Source organism: Streptomyces sp. HNM0575, assembly GCF_012726265.1.
Lineage (GTDB): Bacteria > Actinomycetota > Actinomycetes > Streptomycetales > Streptomycetaceae > Streptomyces.
The window spans coordinates 88,139-108,185 of the sequence record NZ_JAASAG010000007.1 but is presented as its reverse complement, the minus strand read 5'-3'; the positions used below and the strand labels follow the sequence as shown (position 1 = coordinate 108,185).

Below are 20,047 nucleotides of genomic sequence, written 5' to 3'. Positions count from 1 at the left end.
CGGGCTGGGCGGGCCGGCGGTGGAGACGGTGGAAACGGCACCGCCGCCGGCCGAGCGCTCAGCCGAAGAAGACCTCGGCCTCCTCGTACAGCTCCGGATCGACCGTCTTCAGCTTCGAAGTCGCCTCCGAGATCGGCACCCTGACGATCTTCGTGCCCTGGAGGGCGACCATCTTCCCCCAGTCCTGGTCCCGTACGGCGTCGATCGCGTGCAACCCGAAACGGGTGGCCAGCCAGCGGTCGAACGGCGTGGGCGTGCCGCCGCGCTGGATGTGCCCGAGGACCGTCGTACGGGCCTCCTTGCCGGTGCGCTTCTCGATCTCCTTCGCCAGCCACTCGCCGACGCCCGACAGCCGCACGTGCCCGAACGAGTCGTGCGAGTCGTCCTTCAGCACCATCTCGCCGTCGCTGGGCATGGCGCCCTCCGCGACGACGACGATCGGTGCGTAGCTCGCCTTGAAGCGGGACTGGACGTAGCCGCAGACTTCGTCGACGTTGAAGCGGCGCTCGGGGATGAGGATGCAGTTGGCGCCGCCCGCCAGGCCGGAGTGCAGGGCGATCCAGCCCGCGTGCCGCCCCATGACCTCCACGACGAGGACGCGCATGTGCGACTCGGCGGTGGTGTGGAGCCGGTCGATGGCGTCGGTGGCGACGTTGACCGCGGTGTCGAAGCCGAAGGTGTAGTCGGTGGCCGAGAGATCGTTGTCGATCGTCTTGGGCACGCCGACGGCCTTGACGCCGAACTCGTCGGTGAGCCGGGCGGCGACACCGAGGGTGTCCTCCCCGCCGATCGCGATGAGTGCGTCGACGTCGTGCTTGACGAGGTTCTCCTGGATGCGGCGTACGCCGTTCTCCTCCTTGAACGGATTCGTACGCGACGAGCCAAGAATCGTGCCGCCGCGGGGCAGCGTGCCACGCACAGCGGGAATGTCCAGCTGGACCGTGTCGCCTTCCAGCGGCCCGCGCCAGCCGTCCCTGAACCCGACGAAGTCGTAGTCGTACCGCTGGACGCCCTTACGGACGACGGCCCTCATCACCGCGTTGAGTCCGGGGCAGTCGCCGCCACCGGTCAGCACTCCGACCCGCATGGGATCTCCCTTCTCACATCGCCGCGCGTGCGTCGTGCCGCGCGGCCTGTACGCAACTGCCGCCACGCTAGCGGTGATCCACATCACGAGGGGCAGGGCGCGGAGAGGTTTTCCGATCAGTTACGGGACGGGAGGCGGCCCCGACGGCCCGGCGGCTGCCCGGTCGCGCTCCCCGCCGCGGGGATCACTCCGCGTCCAGGCCGCGCTGGATCGCGTACCGCACCAGCTCTACGCGGTTGTGCAGCTGGAGCTTGCCCAGCGTGTTCTGCACGTGGTTCTGCACCGTGCGGTGGGAGATGACGAGCCGCTCGGCGATCTGCCGGTAGCTCAGGCCCTTCGCGACGAGGCGCAGCACCTCGGTCTCCCGCTCCGTCAGCCGCGGTGCCGCGGGCTCGTCGGAGCCGGCTGCGGGCGCGGGGTCCGAGGCGAGCCTGCGGTACTCGCCGAGCACGAGGCCCGCCAGGCCCGGCGTGAAGACCGGATCGCCCAGGGCCGTACGGCGGACCGCGTCCTGGAGCTCCTCCATGCTCGCCGACTTCACGAGATAGCCGGTGGCCCCCGACTTCACCGCCTCCAGCACGTCGGCGTGCTCGCCGCTCGCCGAGAGCACCAGCACGCGCAGGCCGGAGCCGGTGCCGACGAGGCTGCGGCACACCTCGACACCGGGCAGGCCCGGCAGGTTGAGGTCCAGCACCAGCACGTCGGGCGAGGCGGCTCTGGCACGGCGTACGGCCTGGGGGCCGTCGCCCGCGGTGGCCACCACGTCGAAGCCGGCCTCGCCCAGGTCGCGCGCCACCGCGTCCCGCCACATCGGATGGTCGTCGACGACCATCACCTTCACGGGCCGCTGCCGCGCGTCGGATCCCGCGCCCGCGGCCCCCGTGTCCTTCCGCGTCTCGTCCGGGGTGACCTCCGGAGTTCTCTTCAGGGTGCCTTCCGGACCCTTCAGGGTGTCTTCCTGGCTGCCCTCGGTGTTCGTCATCGCCCCCGACCCTTCTCCGTCATTTCCCGCGCCCCCGGGGCGACTTCGGCACCCGCAGCTCGACCTCCGTGCCCTGGCCGTGCACCGAGACCAGCTCGGCGCTGCCACCGAGGTCCCGCAGCCGGCCCCGTATCGAGAGCGCGACTCCCATCCTGCCTTCGGCCTCCGCGTCCGCGAGCCGTCCCTCCTCAAGTCCCGGGCCGTCGTCGCGGACCGTGACCAGCACGGCGTCCGGCTCGTCCTCCAGCAGGATCCACGCCTGCGCCTCCTCGCCCTCCGGTCCGCCCGCGTGCTGCCGCACATTGTCCAGGGCGGCGCTTACGGCCGCGGCCACCTCGTTCGCCGCCTGCGCGGGCAGCGGAACGGGCGCGCCCGGCTCCACGAAGGTCACACGGGAACCGGAGTACGGCGAGAGCAGGGCGCGCAGATCGCACTCGGCGGCAGCGGCTGGCGCTTCGCGGCCGTTCGGCCTGCCGCGCGCGGTCCTGCCCGCGCGCACGCCCGCTCCCGCGTCGGTGATTCCGCCCGCGCCCGCGGCTCCGCCCGAACCCGCACCCGAGCCGGGGCCGGTACCTGCGGCCGTACCTGCGCCCGCAACTGTGCCCGTGGCCCCCTCCGGCGCCGAGGGCGGCCGCGCCGTCACAGCCTGGGCCGCTCCCGGAATGCCCGTGGCGGCACCGGCTTCCCCGGACCTCCGCAGCCCGTCCGTCTCGCGCGATACGAGGCTGCGCAGCGCCACCTCCTGCTCCCCCGCCATGCGGCCGAGCTCCGCCGCCTCGCCGCCGATCTCGTTGCCCCGGCGCTGCACCATGGCCAGTACCTGGAGCACGCTGTCGTGTATGTCCCGGGCCAGCCGCTCCCGCTCGCGGGTGGCCGCCTCGATCTGGAGGGCGTGCTCCAGGGTGCGTTCGCTGGCCCTGGCCACCTCGATGACGTAGCCGATGCCGATGCTCGCCACGCACACCAGCAGCACGTTGTGCAGCGTGGGCCGGGTGATCGCGCCCCGTTCGATGATGTTGGCGATGCCGACGACGGTCGCGGCCACCGCCCCCCAGCGCCAGCCGCCCTTGACCGCGAACGCGAGCACGGGCCCCGCGACCCAGATGGTCGGGAGGGTGGGCCCGATCCTCCCGGCGGCGTCGACGTAGAGGGAGCCGAGGATGCCCGCGACGGCGAGGGCGATGTCGACGGTGAGGAAGCGCTTCGTGCAGCGCCGCGCGGAGAGGACGTGGGGGACCGTGGCCAGCGTCCACACCGTCAGCACGCCGAGGTAGATCGCGCCCGGCACGGGATGCGCGAGACGGTCGTACGCCCACACGAAGACGGCGATCGCATAGCCGAGCCCCAGCAGCCGGTAGCCGGTCAGCGCCCGCCACAACGGCCGTTCAACGGACTGTCTCAGGACCATCTGTACCGGCCCGCCCCCTCGCCCCGCGCCGCCTGCGCTGCGCCTGTCTGCATGTGTCCGTGTGTGCGCTTCTGCCCGTGTCCGCGCTTGTCCCCGTGTCCGCGCTTGTGCCCGTGCCCGTGTGTGCGTCCCCGTGCGGGGCCCTCCGCGCTTGCCCGTATGTGCACAGGTCCTCGTGCTGCCGCGTGCTCGCGTCTACGCCGCGCGGTCACGCTCGTTCCACTTGCGCCTGACCGCCGCGAGCCTGCCCGCGGGCCCGGCGCCCCCGGGACGCACCGCGCCCTGGTCCCCCTGCCGGGCCTTCCCGGCCTCCCGTTCCGCTTCCTTCACGGTCCGCTCCGCCTCGGTCTGCCGCTTGGCCTCCTCGGCGAGCTGGCGCTTGGCGGCGGTGGCGTACATGTCGACGTACTCCTGGCCGGAGAGGCGCATGATCTCGTACATGACCTCGTCGGTGAGGGCCCGCTGGATGAAGCGGTCGTTCTCCATGCCTTGATAGCGGCTGAAGTCCATCGGCTCGCCGATCCTGATGCCCGGGCGCATCAGCTTGGGCATGACCTGCCCGGGCGGCTGGATCTTCTCGGTGTCGACCATCGCCACGGGCAGCACGGGCGCTCCCGAGCGCAGCGCGACCCGCGCCAGCCCGCCGGGCTTGCCGCGGTAGAGGCGGCCGTCGGGCGAGCGCGTGCCCTCCGGGTAGATGCCGAACAGCTCGCCGTTCGCGAGGACTTCGAGCCCGCTGCGGATCGCGGCCTCTCCCGCGCCGCGTGCACCGGACCGGTCCACCGGCAGCTGCCCCACGCCCTTGAAGAAGGCGGCCGTGAGCTTGCCCTTCACACCGGGCGACGTGAAGTACTCGGCCTTGGCGATGAAGGTGACCTTGCGGTCGAGCACCGCGGGCAGGAAGAAGGAGTCGGAGAACGACAGATGGTTGCTGGCGAGGATGGCCGGCCCCTCGGCGGGAACGTGCTCGAGCCCCTCGACCCAGGGCCGGAAGGCAAGCTTGAGCCCGTTGCCCACCGACAGTTTCATCGCTCCGTAGAACAACCCGAGGACCTCCTGTTCCCGACACGGCGACCCTATCTCGCCGTCGCGGAAGGAGCGCTGCCGCGTAGGGCAGTGCTGAACTACCCGGCGTCCGGCCCCCACGCGTAGGCTGGCACTCGCCCGCTCGTACGCCCGCACACCGGCTGCTTGCGAGCGGACCCCGAGCGCAGTCGGCACCCGAAGCAACCGAACCACCGGCAGCAGGACTTGCACAGCCAGCACAGCGCCCACCGACGTCGACACCGACTCGATACCGACCGGCTGGAGGCCGAAGTGTCCATCCTTCCCGGGGCCGAGCCCATGCGTCATGACGGATCCGAGACGGGCGTCCTGGTGTGCCACGGGTTCACCGGCTCCCCTCAGTCCGTGCGCCCATGGGCCGACCACCTGGCCGCGAAGGGGCTCACGGTCTCCCTTCCGCTTCTGCCGGGGCACGGCACGCGCTGGGAGGACCTGGCCGTCACGGGGTGGCAGGACTGGTACGCGACGGTGGACCGCGAGCTGCGCTCGCTGAGCCGCCAGTGCGAACAGGTCTTCGTCTGCGGCCTGTCCATGGGCGGCGCGCTCGCGCTGCGGCTGGCCGCGTACCACGGGGACGCGGTGAGCGGCGTCGCCGTGGTCAATCCCGCGGTGACGTTCCCGCGGTTCCAGGGGTACGCGCTGCCACTGGGCCGCTTCCTGCTCCGCTCGGCGAAGGGCATCGCGAGCGACATCGCCAAACCCCATGCGCAGGAGGTGGGTTACGAGCGGGTGCCGACCCAGGCCGCGTACTCGCTCCGTGACCTGTTCCGCCGCGTGCGCGGCGAACTGCCGCAGGTGACGCAGCCGCTGCTCGTGATGCACAGCAGGAACGACCACGTGGTGCCGCCGTCCGACTCGGCGCTGGTGCTCGGCAAGGTCTCGTCGGGCGACGTGACCGAGACCGTCCTGGAGGACAGCTACCACGTCGCCACTCTCGACCACGACGCGGAGCGCATCTTCGCGGACTCCTACGGATTCATCACCCGGCTCGGCGCGAAGAGGACGCAGACGGAGACGGAGACGGCTGGCGATGGTGCGTAACCCCGGCGCGGAGGACCACGACCACGGCGAGGACGACCGGGACGAGACCCGCGGCGACGGGACCGGGACCGGAACGGGAGGCACCGGCGACACGGCCGGTGCGGGAAGTGCGGGCGGCGCGGGAAGTGCGGCCGGTGCGGAAAGACCGGGCGGTGAAGGGACCGCTGCCGGCGGTGAGGACCCCGACGGGAGCGGCGAAGCGCCGCTGCCCCTGGACGAGGAGGCCGCCTGGGAGCAGATCGTCGCCGCGTACGGAGACCATCCGAAGGCCGAGGACATGGCGCCCGCCGAGCCCGGGGGCGACGCGCGCACCGGCACCGCGGCCCGCCCCGCTCCCGGCTCCCGCCCCGACGGGGACGGCGAGGGCGACGAGGGCGGTACGTCCGTACGCAGCTTCACGGTCTACTCTGCGGGCTCCGGTCCCCGCGACTGGAGCCTGCCGTCCGCGGACGACGAGCCGGACGGCGCGGGCGAAGAGGACGACGAGGGCCACTTCGTACCGCCGGAGCCGCCGCCGCTGCCGCAGCCCGACACCACGGCGAAGTTCGCGTGGCTCGCGGTGCTGGGCGGGCCGCTGCTGCTCATCTTCATGGTGGTCTTCCAGCAGGAGCTGACCTGGTGGATCGCGACGCTGGGCGTCGGCGGCTTCCTGGGCGGCTTCGCCACCCTCGTTGCCCGCATGCGCGACGGGCGGGACGAGGACGACTGGGACGACCCGGGCCGTGGCGCCGTGGTGTGAGCGCGTCATCCCGGAGTGCGGGAGGAGCGCGCGCGTGAGGCCTCGTCAGACCCGGGTCTCAGGCGGCCCGTCCGGCTCCGGCGGCCCAGCCGTCTCAGGCGGCCCGGCCCATTCCGGCGCCCCGGTCCATTCCGGCGCCCCGGCCTATTCCGGCGGCTCGGCGGGCTCCGCCGCCTCGGCGGGCACCCGCAGCGCCGCCAGCACGGGCAGGTGATCGGTGGCGGCCCGCAGGTCGTCCGCCGAGACTCCGTCCAGCCCGTCCGGGACGCCGCAGCCGAGCACCTCGACGCCCTCCGATGCCAGCACCGCGTCGATGCGCTGATGCGGACGGACGGGCGTCGACGTGTGCTCGCCGCCCCACGGCGCCACCGCCCACCCGTCCTGGAGCGCGCCCGCGAGACGGCGGAAAGTACGGCCACGGGGGCGTTCGTTGAGGTCGCCGGCCGCCACCGTGTGCCGTGCGTCCAGGGCCGCGAGCCGGTCGAGCAGCATGCGGCCCTGTGCCTGCCGCTCATCGGTCTGGAGGCTCAGATGGCAGCTGAGCACCCCCAGCCGCGCCGACGTCCCGAACCGCAGTACCGCCGTGGCGAAGCCCCGCCGGTGCAGGCCGGGCGTGTGCGGCAGCAGCACGTCCTCGGCGCGTACGACCGTGGCCCGCAGCGAGGCCAGGATCATCGGGCCCGTGGCGGGCGCGCCTCCCGTCACATAGACCAGGCCGCACTCGCGCGCGAGCCACGCGGCGTGCTTGCGCCAGCGGAAGAACCGCGGCGCCTCCTGTACGCACACCACGTCGGGGGCGCACGCCCGGATGACCCGGGCGAGCGCCCTCCGGTCGTCCCGCATGGAGCGGATGTTGTAGCTGAGCAGGCGGACGACGGCCGAACCGTCGGGCTCCGTACGTCCTGCGGGCAGATCCGCGAGCGTCATCGGCGCGGTTCACACTCACATTCGTCGGTCGTTCCGCTTCATCCGCCCCCGTGGCCGGGGCCGCACCTCAGGTGGAGCGCCGGCCCGTGGACGGCGGGCCCGTCGCGTGCGGTCAGCCCTGCCGCGCGAGGTCGGCGACGCCCACCATGCCTGCCCGGCCGCCCAGTTGGGCCGCGAGCACCTCGGCGTGCGGACGCCAGCGACTGCCCACGAGCCAGCGCCGGTAGGACTTACGGATGGGGTCGAGCACGAGGTCGCCCTCGTCGGAGACTCCGCCGCCGACGATGAACGCCCCCGGGTCGAAGAGCGACGCGAGGTCCGCGAGGCCCGCGCCCGCCCAGCGCGCCAGCTCCCGGAAGGAGTCCACGGCGACGGGACAGCCGCGGCGGGCCGCCTCGCTGATGTGCTTGCCCTCGATGCCCTCGGGGGTGCCGTCGCCGAGCTCCAGGAGGACCGTGGCGTTCTCCGGCGTGGCCGTGGCGCGCTGCTGTGCGTACCGCACGAGCGCGCTGCCCGACGCGTACTGCTCCCAGCAGCCCTGGTTGCCGCAGCCGCACAGCAGCCCGTCGGGAACCATCCGGATGTGCCCGAACTCGGCTGCGACGCCGAAGCGGCCACGGTGCAGCCTGCCCCCGATGATCACGCCGCCGCCGAGACCGGTGCCGATGGTGATGCAGACGACGTCCTCATGTCCGGTGCCCACGCCGAACTTGTACTCGCCCCAGGCGGCCGCGTTGGCGTCGTTCTCGATCACGACCGGGAGTCCGATGCGCTGCTCGACCTTGTCCTTCAGGGCCTCGTGGCGCCAGGTCAGGTTCGGCGTGAAGAGTACGGTGGCCCGCTTGTCGTCGACGTAGCCGGGAGCGCCGATGCCCACGGCGTCCACCTCGTGCTCGGAGCTGGCATCCCGTACCGCGTCGGCGATGGCGTCGATCACGCCCTCCGCCGTGGGCGGGGTGGGCACGGTGCTGGTTTCCAGGATCGTGCCGTGCTCATCGACGACTCCGGCTGCGATCTTGGTGCCGCCGATGTCGACGCCGATAGTGAGTCCCATGTGTCCCTCGGTATTTCCGGTCCTACCCCGCCGCGGAACACCGTACCGGAGGGGCCGTGCCGCCCGGTCCTGAGCTTTGGCCCGGCCCGTACCGTCAGCGCCCGCGCTCCTCGCCCCCGTCGCTCCGGCCGCCGTCGCCCTTCTCGCCCCTGTCGCCGGTGCTGCGGGTGCCGCCGGTGCCGCCGCTCCCGCCGTCGGTGTCCCCGGAACCGGCGGGCTCTCCAGGATCCTTGTCCAGGTCGATGCGCTCTATTCCGGCGGACGGCCCGTACGTGACGCTCCCCCGCCGCTCGTCCGGGGCGGAGGTGCCGGGTGTGCTCCCGGTGCCGGGTGTGCTCCGGGTGTCCTGGGGGCCGGCCGTCCAGCGTCCCTCCGCGTCCTGCACGGCGGCACGGTAGGCGGCGAGCAGTTCGCCGCCGGCTGCGGCGAGATGGTCGAAGATCTGCGGGTTGCGCTCGACGACGGGCTCCACCGCCGCCTTCGCCTGCGTGATCAGCTGCTGTGCGACGCTCTGGGCCGCGGCCGAGGCCAGCGTGCCGCCGAAGGGCCTGCCCAGCTCCGCCACCTTCTCGGAGACCGCGTCCGCGAGACGCCGCAGCTCCTCCGCCGCGCTGCCGTACTGCTGTCCCTGCTCCGCGCGGCGGCGGGCCTTCTCCGCGTTCAGGTCCTCCTCGCAGGCGGTGGCCCAGGCGTCGGCGTCGGGCGGGGTCTGTGCCTCGTACTCGACAGGCCCGGCCGGCTCTGCGGACCGGGCGGAGCCGGTGGACCCAACGGACTCAGCGGACTCGGGGGGCTCGGGGGGCTCGCTCATGGCGGCGCTCCTACGGCGGAAGGGAGGACGGCCGACTCGTGTCCGTCGGCCCGTGTTCCGACGTTACCCGAACAGGCGCAGCACGGAGAGCGGCGGAGAGAGCCCATGGGACCGGCCGGTGCCGGGGCACACGCGGCCCTGCGCGGCCCTCGTACCCGGTGTACTCGCAGCCTCGACCCCCGTGTACTCGCAGCCCTCGTACGGGGCCCGCTCAGCGGCCCGTGCCCTCCGGCCACAGCGCCGGATCCGGAGCGCAGCGGACCCGCAGTTCCCCGCGGTCCAGGGAGGCGCCCACGACCCGGCATCTGCGCAGCGCCGAGGGCAGCGGGAGCACCCGCCGGTACGGACCGAAGCCGAGGATCAACTCGTCCCCGCGGCGCACGAGTTCCAGCTCCTCCTTGCGGACCGCGGGGAGCGCCAGCCGCCACACCAGCAGGCCGTCGGCGGCGATCCGGTCCTCGACGACGCCCTCGACGATGCCCTGGGGGACGCCCTCGCCGGCACCCTCCGCGGCGTCCTCGCCGACGTCCTGTGCGGTGCCTGCGGCGGCGTCCCCGGAGAAGCTCCCGGCGAGGCGCAGCAGATCGTCCGCTCCTCGCGGTTCCCGTCCCAGATGCGGGAGTTCGCAGACCGGCACGCCCTCGGCCCCGTACTCCTCGCGCCACGCCTTCAGCACCGTCTGCTGCCGCCCGGACAGCGAGGCCGTCCAGGTGTCCCGACTCCCGGACGGGAGCACCCTGTTGGCGACGACCGCCGCCAACGGCAGCCCGTACAGGCCCAGTCCGGCCCGGCCCACGCGCAGCGCCTCCGCGGCGAGCGGGCCGGGCTCGGCGACGAGCCGCACGGAGACGGCCGGCGACTCCAACAGGCCCTGTACGTCGGCGAGTCCGGCGTCCCAGCGGGCGGCGCCCGAGTAGAGCGCGTCGGTCGGCATCGGTATGCCCACCAGCTGTGCCAGCGCGGGCCGCAGCGCACGCGCGGCCTGTCGCTCGGCGGGCAGGAGCCTGCGCAGATAGCGGCGCAGCTGCGCGGGGAGAGCCAGGGTCCGCAGCGCCTCGGGCGTGTGCGGCAGATCGACGACGACGGCGTCCCAATCCCCCGCCGCGTGCGCGGCGCGCACCGCGCCGAGCAACGCGAAGTCCGCCGAGCCGGGCAGTTCGGTCAGCTCGTCCCCGTCCAGCGGGTCCGAGCCGAGGAGTTCGAGCACCTTGCGGCCGCGCTCCTGCAAGGAGACCGCGGCGGCGCGGAAGCGCTCGTCCGTAGCGGTACGGGCCGCGTACAGGCGCCCGTCAGTGCCCGGTACCGCCGCCGCTCCGCCCTCGCGCAGGGCGCCCTCGGGCGTACCCAGCACGGCCTCCAGGACCGCGGGCTCCTCGCCGCTCAGCAGCAGCGTGCGGCTGCCGTCGCGGGCGGCGGACACGGCGCTCGCCGCGGCGACGGTCGTACGTCCCGCCCCGCCGGCGCCGGTGACCAGCAGCATCCGCGGGCCGCGCGAGGAGGTGCCGGCGTCCGTGCCGCGGCCGTGGTCCTGTGCGCGCGCCTCAGCTCCGGGCGCACCCGGTGCCGTCCCCGCGTCCTGTGCGCGCGACGACGGTCCGCGCGAACCGTCCTGGTGGGAAGCGTCCCCGAGCGAACCGTCCTCGTGCGAACCGCTCCGGCCGTCCCGGCCGCTCCCGCCGCCCCGGTGGTCGTGGTGGCCGCGGTCGTCCGCCCCGCCCTCCGCCGCGTGCACCCGCGCGTCAGCCTTTGGCGGGGTCCGCGCCCGTGCCGGCGCCGCCGCCCGACTCGACGCGCTTCTTCAGGCCGGACAGCGCACGGTCGATGATGACCTTCTCGGCCTTGCGCTTGATCATCCCGAGCATCGGGATCTTGACGTCGACGGTCAACTGATAGGTGACCTCGGTGCGTTCGCCTCCGGCCACCGGCGACAGCCGGTAGACGCCGTCCAGTTCGCGCAGCATCTGGGACTTCACCAGGGACCAGCGGACCTCGTGCTCGCCGATCCACTCGTAGGCCAGGGTGTGTTCGTCCTTGATGGCCCCCGCGTCCAGCAGCAGCCTGACCTGCTCGGCCCTGCCCTGGGAGTCCTCGCAGAGCACCTCGGCCTCCTTCACCTCGCCCGTCCACTCCGGGTAGCGGGCGAAATCGGCGATCACTCCCATCACGGCTTCGGGCGCCGCATCGATGGTGATGTTCGAGCTGGTGTGTTCCGCCATCGCCGTGGCTCCTCCATATGCTGCGCGCGGTCCCCGATTCCCGCTGGCAGGCTACCGCGCGTATGCCCCCGGGGACCCACCGGCCTCCTGCCGCCCGCGGCCCGCGCGACCCGTGCACCGTGGCCCGGCGCCCGCGGCGCGAGGGCTCACCACTCCAGCACCCAGGGCGTCCCGGTCGCGGCGAAGTGCCCCACGTTCACGCACTCCGTCGGCCCGATCCGCATCCGCCGCACCAGCGGCTGGTGCACGTGCCCGAAGAGGTGGAAGCGCGGCCGGACCGAACGCAGCGCGCGCAGCAGCGCCTCACTGCCGCGCTCGAAGCGCCGCGCGACGGTGTCGTAGCACAACTCCGGTACGTCGGGCGGGATATGGGAGCACAGCACATCCACCTCGCCCAGCGCCTCGACCTTCGCGGCGTACGTCTCGTCGTCGATCTCGTACGGGGTGCGCATGGGCGTGCGCAGCCCTCCGCCGACGAAGCCGAACCGCAGCCCGCCGATGTCCGCCGTCTCGCCGTCGAGGACGGTGGTGCCCTCGCCGGCGTACTCCGGCCACAGCGGCGGCATGTCGACGTTGCCGTACGTCGCGTACGTGGGCGACGGGAACGCGGCGAACAGCTCGGCGTACTGCCCTCGCACCGCCGCCTCCGTGGCCGCCGCCCGGTCCATGCCCTCCCAGAGCCTCGCGGAGAACTCGCGCGCCTCGGCGAAGCGCCGCGCTGTGCGCAACTCCACTATGCGGTCCGCGCTTTCGACGCCGAACAGCTCGGGGAAGATGCCCCGCGAGTGATCGGCGTAGTCGAGGAAGAGGATGAGATCTCCCAGGCAGACGAGCGCGTCGGCGCCGTCGCCCGCCTTCGCGAGGTCGCGGCTGTTTCCGTGCACATCGCTGACCACGTGGACTCGCATGGGCACACCCTAGAGCGGAGCACCGCTCTCGCGGCACCCCCGCCCGCACCCCCTCCCCGGCCCCTTCTCACCTGCGGTTACTTCCCTCTCCGCGCGTGCGTGGACTAGGATTTCGGAGACGCACCCGAGTCGTGTGACGCATCAGACATCTCAGCGTTACCCCCTATCCCGCTGACCCTACCGATGGGTAACGTCCGGGCCGTCATCTTCATCCGGGTCTACCCGCGGCCCGGATCCGAGCCATCGGAGGCCGCCCCCACAACGGCCGCCGTCCTCCGGCCCGACGAGGAGCAGCAGCCTTGCGTGAGTTCAGCCTTCCGGCCCTTTACGAGGTGCCGACCGACGGCAATCTGACGGATCTCATCCGCCGCAACGCGGCACAGCATCCCGATGTGGCCGTCGTCGCACGCAAGCAGGGCGGCGAATGGACCGATGTGAACGCCGCCGACTTCCTGGCCGAAGTGCAGGCCGCCGCAAAGGGGTTGATCGCCGCCGGTGTCCAGCCGGGCGACCGCGTGGCGCTGATGTCCCGCACGCGCTACGAGTGGACGCTCCTCGACTTCGCGATCTGGAGCGCCGGAGCCGTCACCGTGCCGGTGTACGAGACGAGTTCGCCGGAGCAGATCGCCTGGATCCTGGGCGACTCGGGCTCGGTCGCCTGCCTCGTCGAGACCGGCGAGCACAGCCGCGCGGTCGAGTCCGTGCGCGACCGGCTGCCCGCCCTCGCCCACGTCTGGCAGATCGAGCCGCGGCGGACCACCGCGGGCAAGGGCCCCGGAAAGGGCGCGGTCGAGCAACTCACCGCGGACGGCGCCGGCATCGACGACGCGACGGTCGAGGTCCGCTCCTCCAGCGCGAACGCCGACTCCCCCGCCACCATCGTCTACACCTCGGGCACCACCGGCCGCCCCAAGGGCTGTGTGCTCACCCACCGCAGCTTCTTCGCCGAGTGCGGCAACGTCGTCGAGCGGCTGCGCCCGATGTTCCGCACCGGCGAGTCCTCGGTGCTGCTCTTCCTGCCCATCGCCCATGTCTTCGGCCGGCTCGTGCAGGTGGCCGCGGTGATGGCGCCCATCAAGCTCGGACACGTCGCGGACGTGAAGTCGCTGACGGACGAACTCGCCGCGTTCCGGCCGACGATGGTCCTCGGCGTGCCCCGCGTCTTCGAGAAGGTCTTCAACTCCGCGCGGGCGCAGGCCCAGGCGGGCGGCAAGGTGAAGATCTTCGACAAGGCCGCCGAGACGGCCACGGCCTACAGCCGCGCCCTGGAGGACCCTTCGGGCCCCTCGCTCCAACTCAAGCTGCGCCACAAGCTGTTCGACGTGCTCGTCTACAGCAGGCTGCGCGCGGTGCTCGGCGGCCTCGCCACCCACGCGATCTCCGGCGGCGCGCCCCTGGGCGAGCGCCTCGGGCACTTCTACCGGGGCATCGGCTTCACCGTGCTTGAGGGTTACGGGCTCACGGAGTCCTGTGCCGCGACCGCCTTCAACCCCTACGACCGGCAGAAGATCGGCACGGTGGGCCAGCCGCTGCCCGGCTCCGTCGTGCGCATCGCGGACGACGGGGAGGTTCTGCTGCACGGCGAGCACCTCTTCACGGGGTACTGGAACAACGAGCAGGCCACCCAGGAGGCCCTCTCCGACGGCTGGTTCCACACCGGCGACGTGGGCACCCTCGACACCGACGGCTATCTCGCCATCACCGGGCGGAAGAAGGAGATCCTGGTGACGGCGGGCGGCAAGAACATCGCCCCGTCCGTCATCGAGGACGGCATCCGCGGGCACGCGCTGGTCGCCGAGTGCATGGTCGTCGGCGACGGGCGGCCCTTCGCGGGCGCGCTCCTCACCGTCGACGAGGAGTTCCTGGCGCGGTGGGCGCAGGAGCGCGGCAAGGCGGCGCTCACCCACGAGGAGCTGCTGCACGACGAGGAGCTGCTGGCGGAGCTCCAGCGGGCCGTGGACGGGGGCAACGCGCTGGTCTCGCGGGCCGAGTCCGTACGCAAGTTCCGTGTGCTGAGCACCCAGTTCACGGAGGAGTCGGGGCACATCACGCCGTCGCTGAAGCTCAAACGGGGCGTGGTGGCCAAGGACTTCGCGGACGAGATCGAGTCGCTGTACGCCTGAGGGGCACGCCTCGGACGTCGCCGTGCCGTGCCCCTCAGAGCAGCTGTCTCATCCGCTCGGCGAGCAGGTCCCAGCGCCAGCGGCCGAGGACCCACTCCCTGCCCTTCTCGCCCATGCGGGCCCGCAGTGCCGGGTCCTTCAGCAGCGTGACGACGCGGTCGGCGGCCTCGCCGTCGGCGCCGCCGCGCACGACCCAGCCCGTCTCCCCGTCCAGTACGGCGTCCGGTGCGCCGCCGGAGTCGCCTGCCACGACGGGCAGTCCGGTCGCGGACGCCTCCAGATAGACGATGCCGAGCCCCTCCACGTCCAGTCCGCCGCGGCGGGTGCGGCACGGCATCGCGAAGACGTCGCCGGCGCCGAAGTGCGCGGGCAGCTCCTCCCAGGGGACGGCGCCGGTGAAGCGCACGGAATCCGCCACACCCGTCGTCTCCGCCAGCTTCTCCAGACCGCCGCGGTACGGCCCGCCGCCGACCAGCAGCAGTACGGCGTCCGGCACTTCGGCGAGGATCCGCGGCATCGCCCGGATCAGGGTGTCCTGGCCCTTGCGCGGCACGAGCCGCGAGACGCACACCACCACGGGCCTGCCGCTCAGGCCGAGCCGCTCGCGCACCGAGTCCCCGCCGGACCCCGGGTGGAAGGTCTTCTCGTCGACGCCGGGCGGCAGTTGGACCATGCGGCCGGCCGCCTCCGGGGTGAGGGCGCCCGCGATCCTCGACCGCGTGTACTCGCCGAGATAGGTCAGCGTGTCGGTGCCCTCGCCGATACGGCGCAACAGCCGCCGTGCGCCGGGCAGTCGGGCCCAGGCCGCCTCGTGCCCGTGCGTCGTCGCCACGATGCGCCGCGCGCCCGCCGCGCGCAGTGCGGGCGCCATCAGACCCAGCGGTGCCGCCGCCCCGAACCACACCGTCTCGCAGCGGTGTTCGCCCAGCAGCCGCACCGCGCGCCGTGTCACCCGCGGCGTCGGCAGCAGCATCGTGCTGCGGTCCCGTACGACCGTGAAGGGCTGCTCCGCGTCGAACCGGGCGGTCTCCCCGGCGCGCTCGCCGCTCCGCCCGTACGACGAGGCGTAGACGACGAGCCGGGAGGGATCCAGCCGCAGCGCCAGGCTGTGCAGGAACGCCTGGATGCCGCCGGGCCGCGGCGGGAAGTCATTGGTGACGATCAAGGTCTTGTGCATCGCCGCCGACAGTACCGTCCGGGTGACCGCCGAGGTCCGGGCGCGGAGTCGCCACATGCGCGTACGGGGCCGCCGTGCACCATGGCGCGGGCGGCCGCACGGGTGGGGGGAAGTAATGAACTGACGCCGTGCCGGGCAAGCGTCGGACACGGCAGGCGAGCAAGCGAGCAAGCGAGCAGGCGAGCAGGCGACGGACAGGTGGGCATGACGGACAGCACGGCGGCGCCGGCACCGCGGGAAGCAGCGTCCGGGACCGGCCACGGGGCACACGACGCGCCTGATGAGGCCGACGAGACCAACTCAGCGGACGGGAAGGGCGGTTCGGACGCGACGGACCCCGCGGGCGAGCAGCCGGACGTGGCGGCCGAGCCCGTCGAACCGTCCGGTCCTGACAGACCGTACGAACCGGGTGTGCCGTACGAACCGGACGGGTCCCGGCGGCCGGGCCGCGACCGCGGCGCCCCCCGCGGCAGTCACCGGCGCGGCGGCCCACGCACCGGCCCCCGCCCCCGTACCGCCGTCGCCGCCCCCCTCGCGATCTGGGCGCTCACCCGCACCGCCCTGCTGCTGTGCGTCTTCAAGGTCTTCGTCGTGCCCGGCCCCGACTACACCAGCGACGTCAGCGCCATCTACCAGAGCTGGTACGGCCTGCTGAAGTCCGGGGTCTTCCCCGCGAACGACGTCACCTGGCAGTACCCGCCCGCCGCGGCCCTGGCGATCCTCTCCCCCGCCCTGCTCCCCTTCCTCGACTACGCCACCGCCTTCTACGTGCTCGCCTGCGCCGCCGACGCCGCCGTACTCGGCCTGCTGCTGCGTGCGTCGGGACGCCCGGGGAGACGCCCCGGGGGCGCGTGGTGCTGGATCGCCGGTGTGACACTGCTGGGGCCCACCGCTTACGCGCGCTACGACCTGATGGTCACCGGCGTCGCCGTCGCGGCGCTGCTCGCCTGTGCCCGCCGTCCGAGACTGGCCGGTGCGCTCGCCGCGTTCGGCGCGACGCTGAAGATCTGGCCCGGCCTGCTGCTGCTCGGCGTGCGGCACGGCCGTGAGACGCGTACGGCGTGGACGGCGGCGCTGATCACCGGCGCGGCCGTGATGTGCCTCTTCGCGGCGACGATGCCGGGCGCGCTGACCTTTCTCGGATTCCAGCAGTCCAGGGGCACCGAGGTGGAGTCGCTGGGCGCCCTGGTCTTCCACGTGGCGAGACACTTCGGCTGGGAGGGGCAGGTGCTGCTCAACTACGGCTCGATGGAGTTCGTCGGCCCGTATGTGAACCTCGTCAGCGACGCCGCGCTGCTGCTCACGGTCCTCGCCTTCCTCTGGCTGCTGCTGTGGCGGCTGCGCGCCGTGCGGTGGACGGCCTCGACGCCCGCGGACGCCGCGCTCACCGCGGTGCTGCTGTTCACCACCACCAGCCGCGTCATCAGCCCGCAGTACATGATCTGGCTGGTCGGCCTCGCGGCCGTCTGCCTCACGCTGCGGGCAAGCTGTCAGGCCCTGCCCGCGGGGCTTGTGCTGGCGGCCACGGGTGTGACGCTGATGGAATTCCCGCCGGGCTTCGCCGACGTCGTCGCCAGCGACTGGCTCGGCGTGCTGCTGATGTCCGTACGCAACGGCCTCCTCGTGGCGGCGTCGCTTCTCGCCTGCGTGCGGCTGTGGCGCTCGACGCGGCCCTCGGGGCGGCGGACGGGCGCCTACGGCACGCGTACGGCGCGTACGGAGCCGGAGACGGACGCGCCCGTGACGGCGGAGGAAGCGGAAGCGGAGCCGGAGGCAGGGGCGGACGGCGTCACGTCAGCTGCTTCCGTACGTACGAGCGCCACCGCTCGGTGAACTCCTTCCGCCCGAGGCCCAGTTCGGCCTGCATGGCGTCCTCGACGGCCGCGTCCTGCCGCTTCTGCGAAGCACCGATCCGCAGATAGAGCCCGAGCAGCCGGTCCTTGCCCCACTCGTCCTCGATGAGCCTGCACGCGAGCCAGCCGCTCTCGTACGCGCGCCCCAGCGCCTCCGCGTCACTGCCGAAGCGGAAGTCGTGGTCCGTGGGCAGTTCACGGGGCAGGTCGTCCTCCCCGGCCGCCCGCACCAGCTCCGCGGCGACCTCCTTGGGCTTGCGGTCCGTGCTGCCGTAGGCCACCCAGTCCGCGAACCCTTCGGACAGCCAAAGCGGCGTGGCGGCGCTCGTATGGGTCCGGCTCGCGACGTGCACCGTCTCGTGGGTGAGGACGACCTGCTGCCCCTGACCGCTCAGCTCGCCGTACGCCTCGGGGTTGACCACGATGCGGTCGGCGGGAGCGTCCGTGTGCTCCCCGGCCTCGCCGGTGGTGACGGCCGCGATGCCCTCGTATGTCGAAGCGGACGCGTTCAGCAGCCGTGCCATGTCCCGCAGCGAGGAGGGCGACTCGACCACCACCCTGCGGGGCCAGCTGCGCGGCCACGCGCGCTCCACGTCCGTGACGGCACGGTCCGCGTCGCGGGCGAGCCCGCGCAGGGCCCCTTCGCCGCGGTCCGCGCCCAGCACCAGGCTGTGCTTGCCGCGCACCACGCCGATCTTGCCCTCTTCCCACAACTGACGGTCGCTGCCGGGCAGTTCGGCGCTGACGTACCACTTGCCGCCGCGCTCGGCGAAGGCCAGGCGCTCGTTGGCGGAGACGGGTGCGTGGTCGTCGCCGCGCAGCTTGTAGCGCAGCCGCACATCGGCCACGACGTCACCGTCCGCCGGACTCGACGAGCCCTCGCCCCGCTCCTTGCCACCGCTGTGCCGCACGTCCCCCACGGTGTACGACCACTCGGTGAGCGGCAGGCGGCGCAGATTGGCGAACACCTGGCGCTGCGCGGTGCGGTAGCCCTTCTCGCGGGGATCGACCGCCGCCAGGTATCCGCTCTCCTTGCCGCTGCGCACCGCCGACGCCTGCCGGTCCAGCACGCGCTGCACGGCGGCACGTTCGCGGCCCTCGCGTTCCTCTCCCGCGTCCGCTCCGCAGCCGCAGGCCGCCGTCAGCACCGCGCCCGCCATCGCCGCGCCCAGCACGCGGCGGCCCGCGCCGCTCGTCGCATCACAGAACTTCCCAGGTCCCACCACGCGACGATCGTACGGGCGTGCCCGGCGGAAGCCTCAGGGGCGGGTCACGGAGGAGACCGGCATCATGTCCGCCCGGTCGTAGCGCACGGGCGCGCCGGGGTGCGGTGCGTGCACCACCTGGCCGCCGCCGACGTACATGCCGACGTGGCTGGCGTCGTCGCGGTACACCACCAGGTCACCGGGGCGGGCCTGGCTCATCGGCACCTGCCGGCCCGCCGAGCGCTGCTCCTGCGACGTACGCGGAATGGCGACGCCCGCCCGCCCGTAGGCCCACTGCGTCAGGCCGGAGCAGTCGAAGGAGCCGGGACCGGTGGCGCCCCACACATACGGCCTGCCGACGGCTGAGCGTGCCGCGGCGACGGCTGCCGCCGCTCGCTGCGAGGAGGCTTCCTCCGTGCCGCCCGGCAGGGCCGCGACGCTGCGCCCGCCGGCGCGGGACGCGCGCTCGCGGCGGGCCCGTTCGGCGGGCGAGAGTTCACCGGTCAGCTCGCGCGCGGCGTCGAGCTTCTTCAGCACGGCCTGCTTCTGTCGCTTACGCTCGGCGCGCTCGTGCTCCAGCAGCCGGAGCTTCGCGCCGGCCTCGGCGCGCTGCTGCCGCAGGGCGCGCTCGGCGCCGCGCAACTGCCGCAGCTTCTCCTCCTGGCGGCTGCCGATGCGGTCGAGGGTGCTGGCCTTGTCGAGATAGCCGTCGGGGTCCTCGGTGAGCATCAGCGCGATGGACGGGTCGATGCCGCCCGAGCGGTACTGCGCTCCGGCGACCGAAGCGAGGGCGTTGCGCAGGCGGTTGACCCGCTCCTGCTTCCTCGCGGCGTTCTCCTGTGCGTACTCGACCTGGCGCTGGAGCCTCGCGGCGCGCTCCTTCGCGGCGTTGTACCTCTCCGTGGCCGCCTCGGCCTGCTCGTAGAGCTTGTCGATACGGGTGCCCACCGAGCCCGCGGCACGGTCACCGGCGGCGCCCGGGTCGGCGGGCCTGGCCCCAGCGGGCACGGCCGGGGACAGGGCGGCTGCGGCACCTGCCGCCGCCGTCAGCACTGCGAGGCGGCTGGACCAACTTCGCCCGCGCTGGGCGGGTTTTCGGTGACTGCGGTAGGGGACCACTGCGGACGCGCTCCTTCCGTTACGGCGCGGCGAATCTAGCCGCACCGCTGGAAGGTTCCACGTACCGCACGCGACGCGATAGCCCGGACACATGCGCGGACGCCGTCGATCGACGCAGGTCAACGACGGGGTCGGGGGTCATTCGGACAAGTTGGCTTTCACCCTTACGAACGACCTTGCCCGATGGGCGAGATGACGCCCGTGTTGCCGGAGTCGCCCCGGCTGACAGGGGATGCACGAGAGGCACGGGACGTGCGGGATGTTCACGGCGTACACGGGACACGCGTGTGCCCTGGAGCCGTTGCGACTCCAGGGCACACGCGTGAGGAAGT

Annotated in this window: 16 protein-coding genes and 1 pseudogene; 4 read left to right on the top strand and 13 right to left on the bottom strand. The window is 73.1% G+C overall.

From position 1 onward, the window contains the following. Window positions 1-58: 58 nt before the first annotated feature. From HCC61_RS17950 to HCC61_RS17935, 4 genes are all read right to left on the bottom strand, one after another. A complete protein-coding gene (locus tag HCC61_RS17950) occupies window positions 59-1,087 on the bottom strand; it encodes a 6-phosphofructokinase (RefSeq protein ID WP_169136505.1) in 1,029 nt (342 codons plus the stop codon). Window positions 1,088-1,271: 184 nt separating this feature from the next. Continuing rightward, window positions 1,272-1,919: a response regulator transcription factor gene (locus HCC61_RS17945; protein WP_169136974.1), complete on the bottom strand. Its 648-nt coding sequence runs from the start codon at window positions 1,917-1,919 to the stop codon at window positions 1,272-1,274. A gap of 169 nt (window positions 1,920-2,088) precedes the next feature. Then, window positions 2,089-3,477, bottom strand: coding sequence for a DUF5931 domain-containing protein (locus tag HCC61_RS17940; RefSeq protein WP_169136504.1), 1,389 nt, complete (start codon window positions 3,475-3,477; stop codon window positions 2,089-2,091). A gap of 195 nt (window positions 3,478-3,672) precedes the next feature. Continuing rightward, the gene (locus tag HCC61_RS17935; protein WP_240969088.1) at window positions 3,673-4,506 is read right to left on the bottom strand and encodes a lysophospholipid acyltransferase family protein; all 834 of its coding nucleotides are present in this window, start codon (window positions 4,504-4,506) and stop codon (window positions 3,673-3,675) included. A 288-nt stretch (window positions 4,507-4,794) separates the two neighbouring features. On the opposite strand from HCC61_RS17935, the gene HCC61_RS17930 reads away from it, so the two are divergent. Both HCC61_RS17930 and HCC61_RS17925 read left to right on the top strand, forming a co-directional pair. After that, window positions 4,795-5,583 carry an alpha/beta fold hydrolase gene (locus tag HCC61_RS17930; protein ID WP_169136503.1) on the top strand — a complete coding sequence of 263 codons (789 nt, stop codon included), beginning with the start codon at window positions 4,795-4,797 and terminating at the stop codon, window positions 5,581-5,583. Then, a complete protein-coding gene (locus tag HCC61_RS17925; RefSeq protein ID WP_346777262.1) occupies window positions 5,573-6,322 on the top strand; it encodes a hypothetical protein in 750 nt (249 codons plus the stop codon). The genes HCC61_RS17930 and HCC61_RS17925 overlap by 11 nt, the downstream gene beginning before the upstream one ends. 144 nt (window positions 6,323-6,466) lie before the next feature. Here HCC61_RS17925 and HCC61_RS17920 read toward each other — a convergent pair whose 3' ends face one another. From HCC61_RS17920 to HCC61_RS17895, 6 genes and pseudogenes are all read right to left on the bottom strand, one after another. Continuing rightward, window positions 6,467-7,249 carry an endonuclease/exonuclease/phosphatase family protein gene (locus tag HCC61_RS17920; protein ID WP_169136502.1) on the bottom strand — a complete coding sequence of 261 codons (783 nt, stop codon included), beginning with the start codon at window positions 7,247-7,249 and terminating at the stop codon, window positions 6,467-6,469. Window positions 7,250-7,361: 112 nt separating this feature from the next. Then, window positions 7,362-8,303 carry an ROK family glucokinase gene (locus tag HCC61_RS17915; protein WP_169136501.1) on the bottom strand — a complete coding sequence of 314 codons (942 nt, stop codon included), beginning with the start codon at window positions 8,301-8,303 and terminating at the stop codon, window positions 7,362-7,364. Window positions 8,304-8,505: 202 nt separating this feature from the next. Continuing rightward, window positions 8,506-9,114 (bottom strand): annotated as a pseudogene (locus tag HCC61_RS17910) (DUF5304 family protein); the annotation flags it as partial. 211 nt (window positions 9,115-9,325) lie between these two features. After that, a complete protein-coding gene (locus HCC61_RS17905; RefSeq protein ID WP_346777261.1) occupies window positions 9,326-10,846 on the bottom strand; it encodes an ArsA-related P-loop ATPase in 1,521 nt (506 codons plus the stop codon). A 7-nt stretch (window positions 10,847-10,853) separates the two neighbouring features. After that, window positions 10,854-11,330 (bottom strand): SRPBCC family protein, encoded by a 477-nt coding sequence (locus HCC61_RS17900; protein WP_169136499.1) that lies wholly within the window; start codon window positions 11,328-11,330, stop codon window positions 10,854-10,856. Between the two features lie 146 nt (window positions 11,331-11,476). Next, window positions 11,477-12,238 (bottom strand): metallophosphoesterase, encoded by a 762-nt coding sequence (locus HCC61_RS17895; RefSeq protein ID WP_169136498.1) that lies wholly within the window; start codon window positions 12,236-12,238, stop codon window positions 11,477-11,479. A gap of 299 nt (window positions 12,239-12,537) precedes the next feature. Between HCC61_RS17895 and HCC61_RS17890 the strand changes: the two genes are divergently transcribed. Beyond that, the gene (locus HCC61_RS17890; protein ID WP_169136497.1) at window positions 12,538-14,361 is read left to right on the top strand and encodes an AMP-dependent synthetase/ligase; all 1,824 of its coding nucleotides are present in this window, start codon (window positions 12,538-12,540) and stop codon (window positions 14,359-14,361) included. A 34-nt stretch (window positions 14,362-14,395) separates the two neighbouring features. Here HCC61_RS17890 and HCC61_RS17885 read toward each other — a convergent pair whose 3' ends face one another. After that, window positions 14,396-15,538, bottom strand: a complete 1,143-nt coding sequence (locus HCC61_RS17885; RefSeq protein ID WP_169136496.1) for a glycosyltransferase family 4 protein — start codon at window positions 15,536-15,538, stop codon at window positions 14,396-14,398. A 204-nt stretch (window positions 15,539-15,742) separates the two neighbouring features. Between HCC61_RS17885 and HCC61_RS17880 the strand changes: the two genes are divergently transcribed. After that, complete coding sequence (locus tag HCC61_RS17880) at window positions 15,743-17,371, top strand: glycosyltransferase family 87 protein (protein WP_169136495.1); 1,629 nt, start codon at window positions 15,743-15,745, stop codon at window positions 17,369-17,371. Here HCC61_RS17880 and HCC61_RS17875 read toward each other — a convergent pair. Together HCC61_RS17875 and HCC61_RS17870 are read right to left on the bottom strand one after the other, a co-directional pair. Further along, window positions 17,328-18,617, bottom strand: a complete 1,290-nt coding sequence (locus HCC61_RS17875; protein ID WP_346777260.1) for a hypothetical protein — start codon at window positions 18,615-18,617, stop codon at window positions 17,328-17,330. The two genes, HCC61_RS17880 and HCC61_RS17875, sit on opposite strands and share 44 nt — an antisense overlap. Window positions 18,618-18,650: 33 nt before the next feature. After that, window positions 18,651-19,649, bottom strand: coding sequence for an NlpC/P60 family protein (locus HCC61_RS17870; protein ID WP_169136494.1), 999 nt, complete (start codon window positions 19,647-19,649; stop codon window positions 18,651-18,653). Window positions 19,650-20,047: the final 398 nt, after the last annotated feature.

What these genes read in the sequence shown, in the direction of transcription:
- HCC61_RS17950 (WP_169136505.1), bottom strand. Translation starts at nt 1,087, where the DNA reads ATGCGGGTCGGAGTGCTGACCGGTGGCGGCGACTGCCCCGGACTCAAC.
- HCC61_RS17945 (WP_169136974.1), bottom strand. Translation starts at nt 1,919, where the DNA reads ATGGTCGTCGACGACCATCCGATGTGGCGGGACGCGGTGGCGCGCGAC.
- HCC61_RS17940 (WP_169136504.1), bottom strand. Translation starts at nt 3,477, where the DNA reads ATGGTCCTGAGACAGTCCGTTGAACGGCCGTTGTGGCGGGCGCTGACC.
- HCC61_RS17935 (WP_240969088.1), bottom strand. Translation starts at nt 4,506, where the DNA reads ATGAAACTGTCGGTGGGCAACGGGCTCAAGCTTGCCTTCCGGCCCTGG.
- HCC61_RS17925 (WP_346777262.1), top strand. Translation starts at nt 5,573, where the DNA reads ATGGTGCGTAACCCCGGCGCGGAGGACCACGACCACGGCGAGGACGAC.
- HCC61_RS17920 (WP_169136502.1), bottom strand. Translation starts at nt 7,249, where the DNA reads ATGACGCTCGCGGATCTGCCCGCAGGACGTACGGAGCCCGACGGTTCG.
- HCC61_RS17915 (WP_169136501.1), bottom strand. Translation starts at nt 8,303, where the DNA reads ATGGGACTCACTATCGGCGTCGACATCGGCGGCACCAAGATCGCAGCC.
- HCC61_RS17900 (WP_169136499.1), bottom strand. Translation starts at nt 11,330, where the DNA reads ATGGCGGAACACACCAGCTCGAACATCACCATCGATGCGGCGCCCGAA.
- HCC61_RS17895 (WP_169136498.1), bottom strand. Translation starts at nt 12,238, where the DNA reads ATGCGAGTCCACGTGGTCAGCGATGTGCACGGAAACAGCCGCGACCTC.
- HCC61_RS17885 (WP_169136496.1), bottom strand. Translation starts at nt 15,538, where the DNA reads ATGCACAAGACCTTGATCGTCACCAATGACTTCCCGCCGCGGCCCGGC.
- HCC61_RS17880 (WP_169136495.1), top strand. Translation starts at nt 15,743, where the DNA reads ATGACGGACAGCACGGCGGCGCCGGCACCGCGGGAAGCAGCGTCCGGG.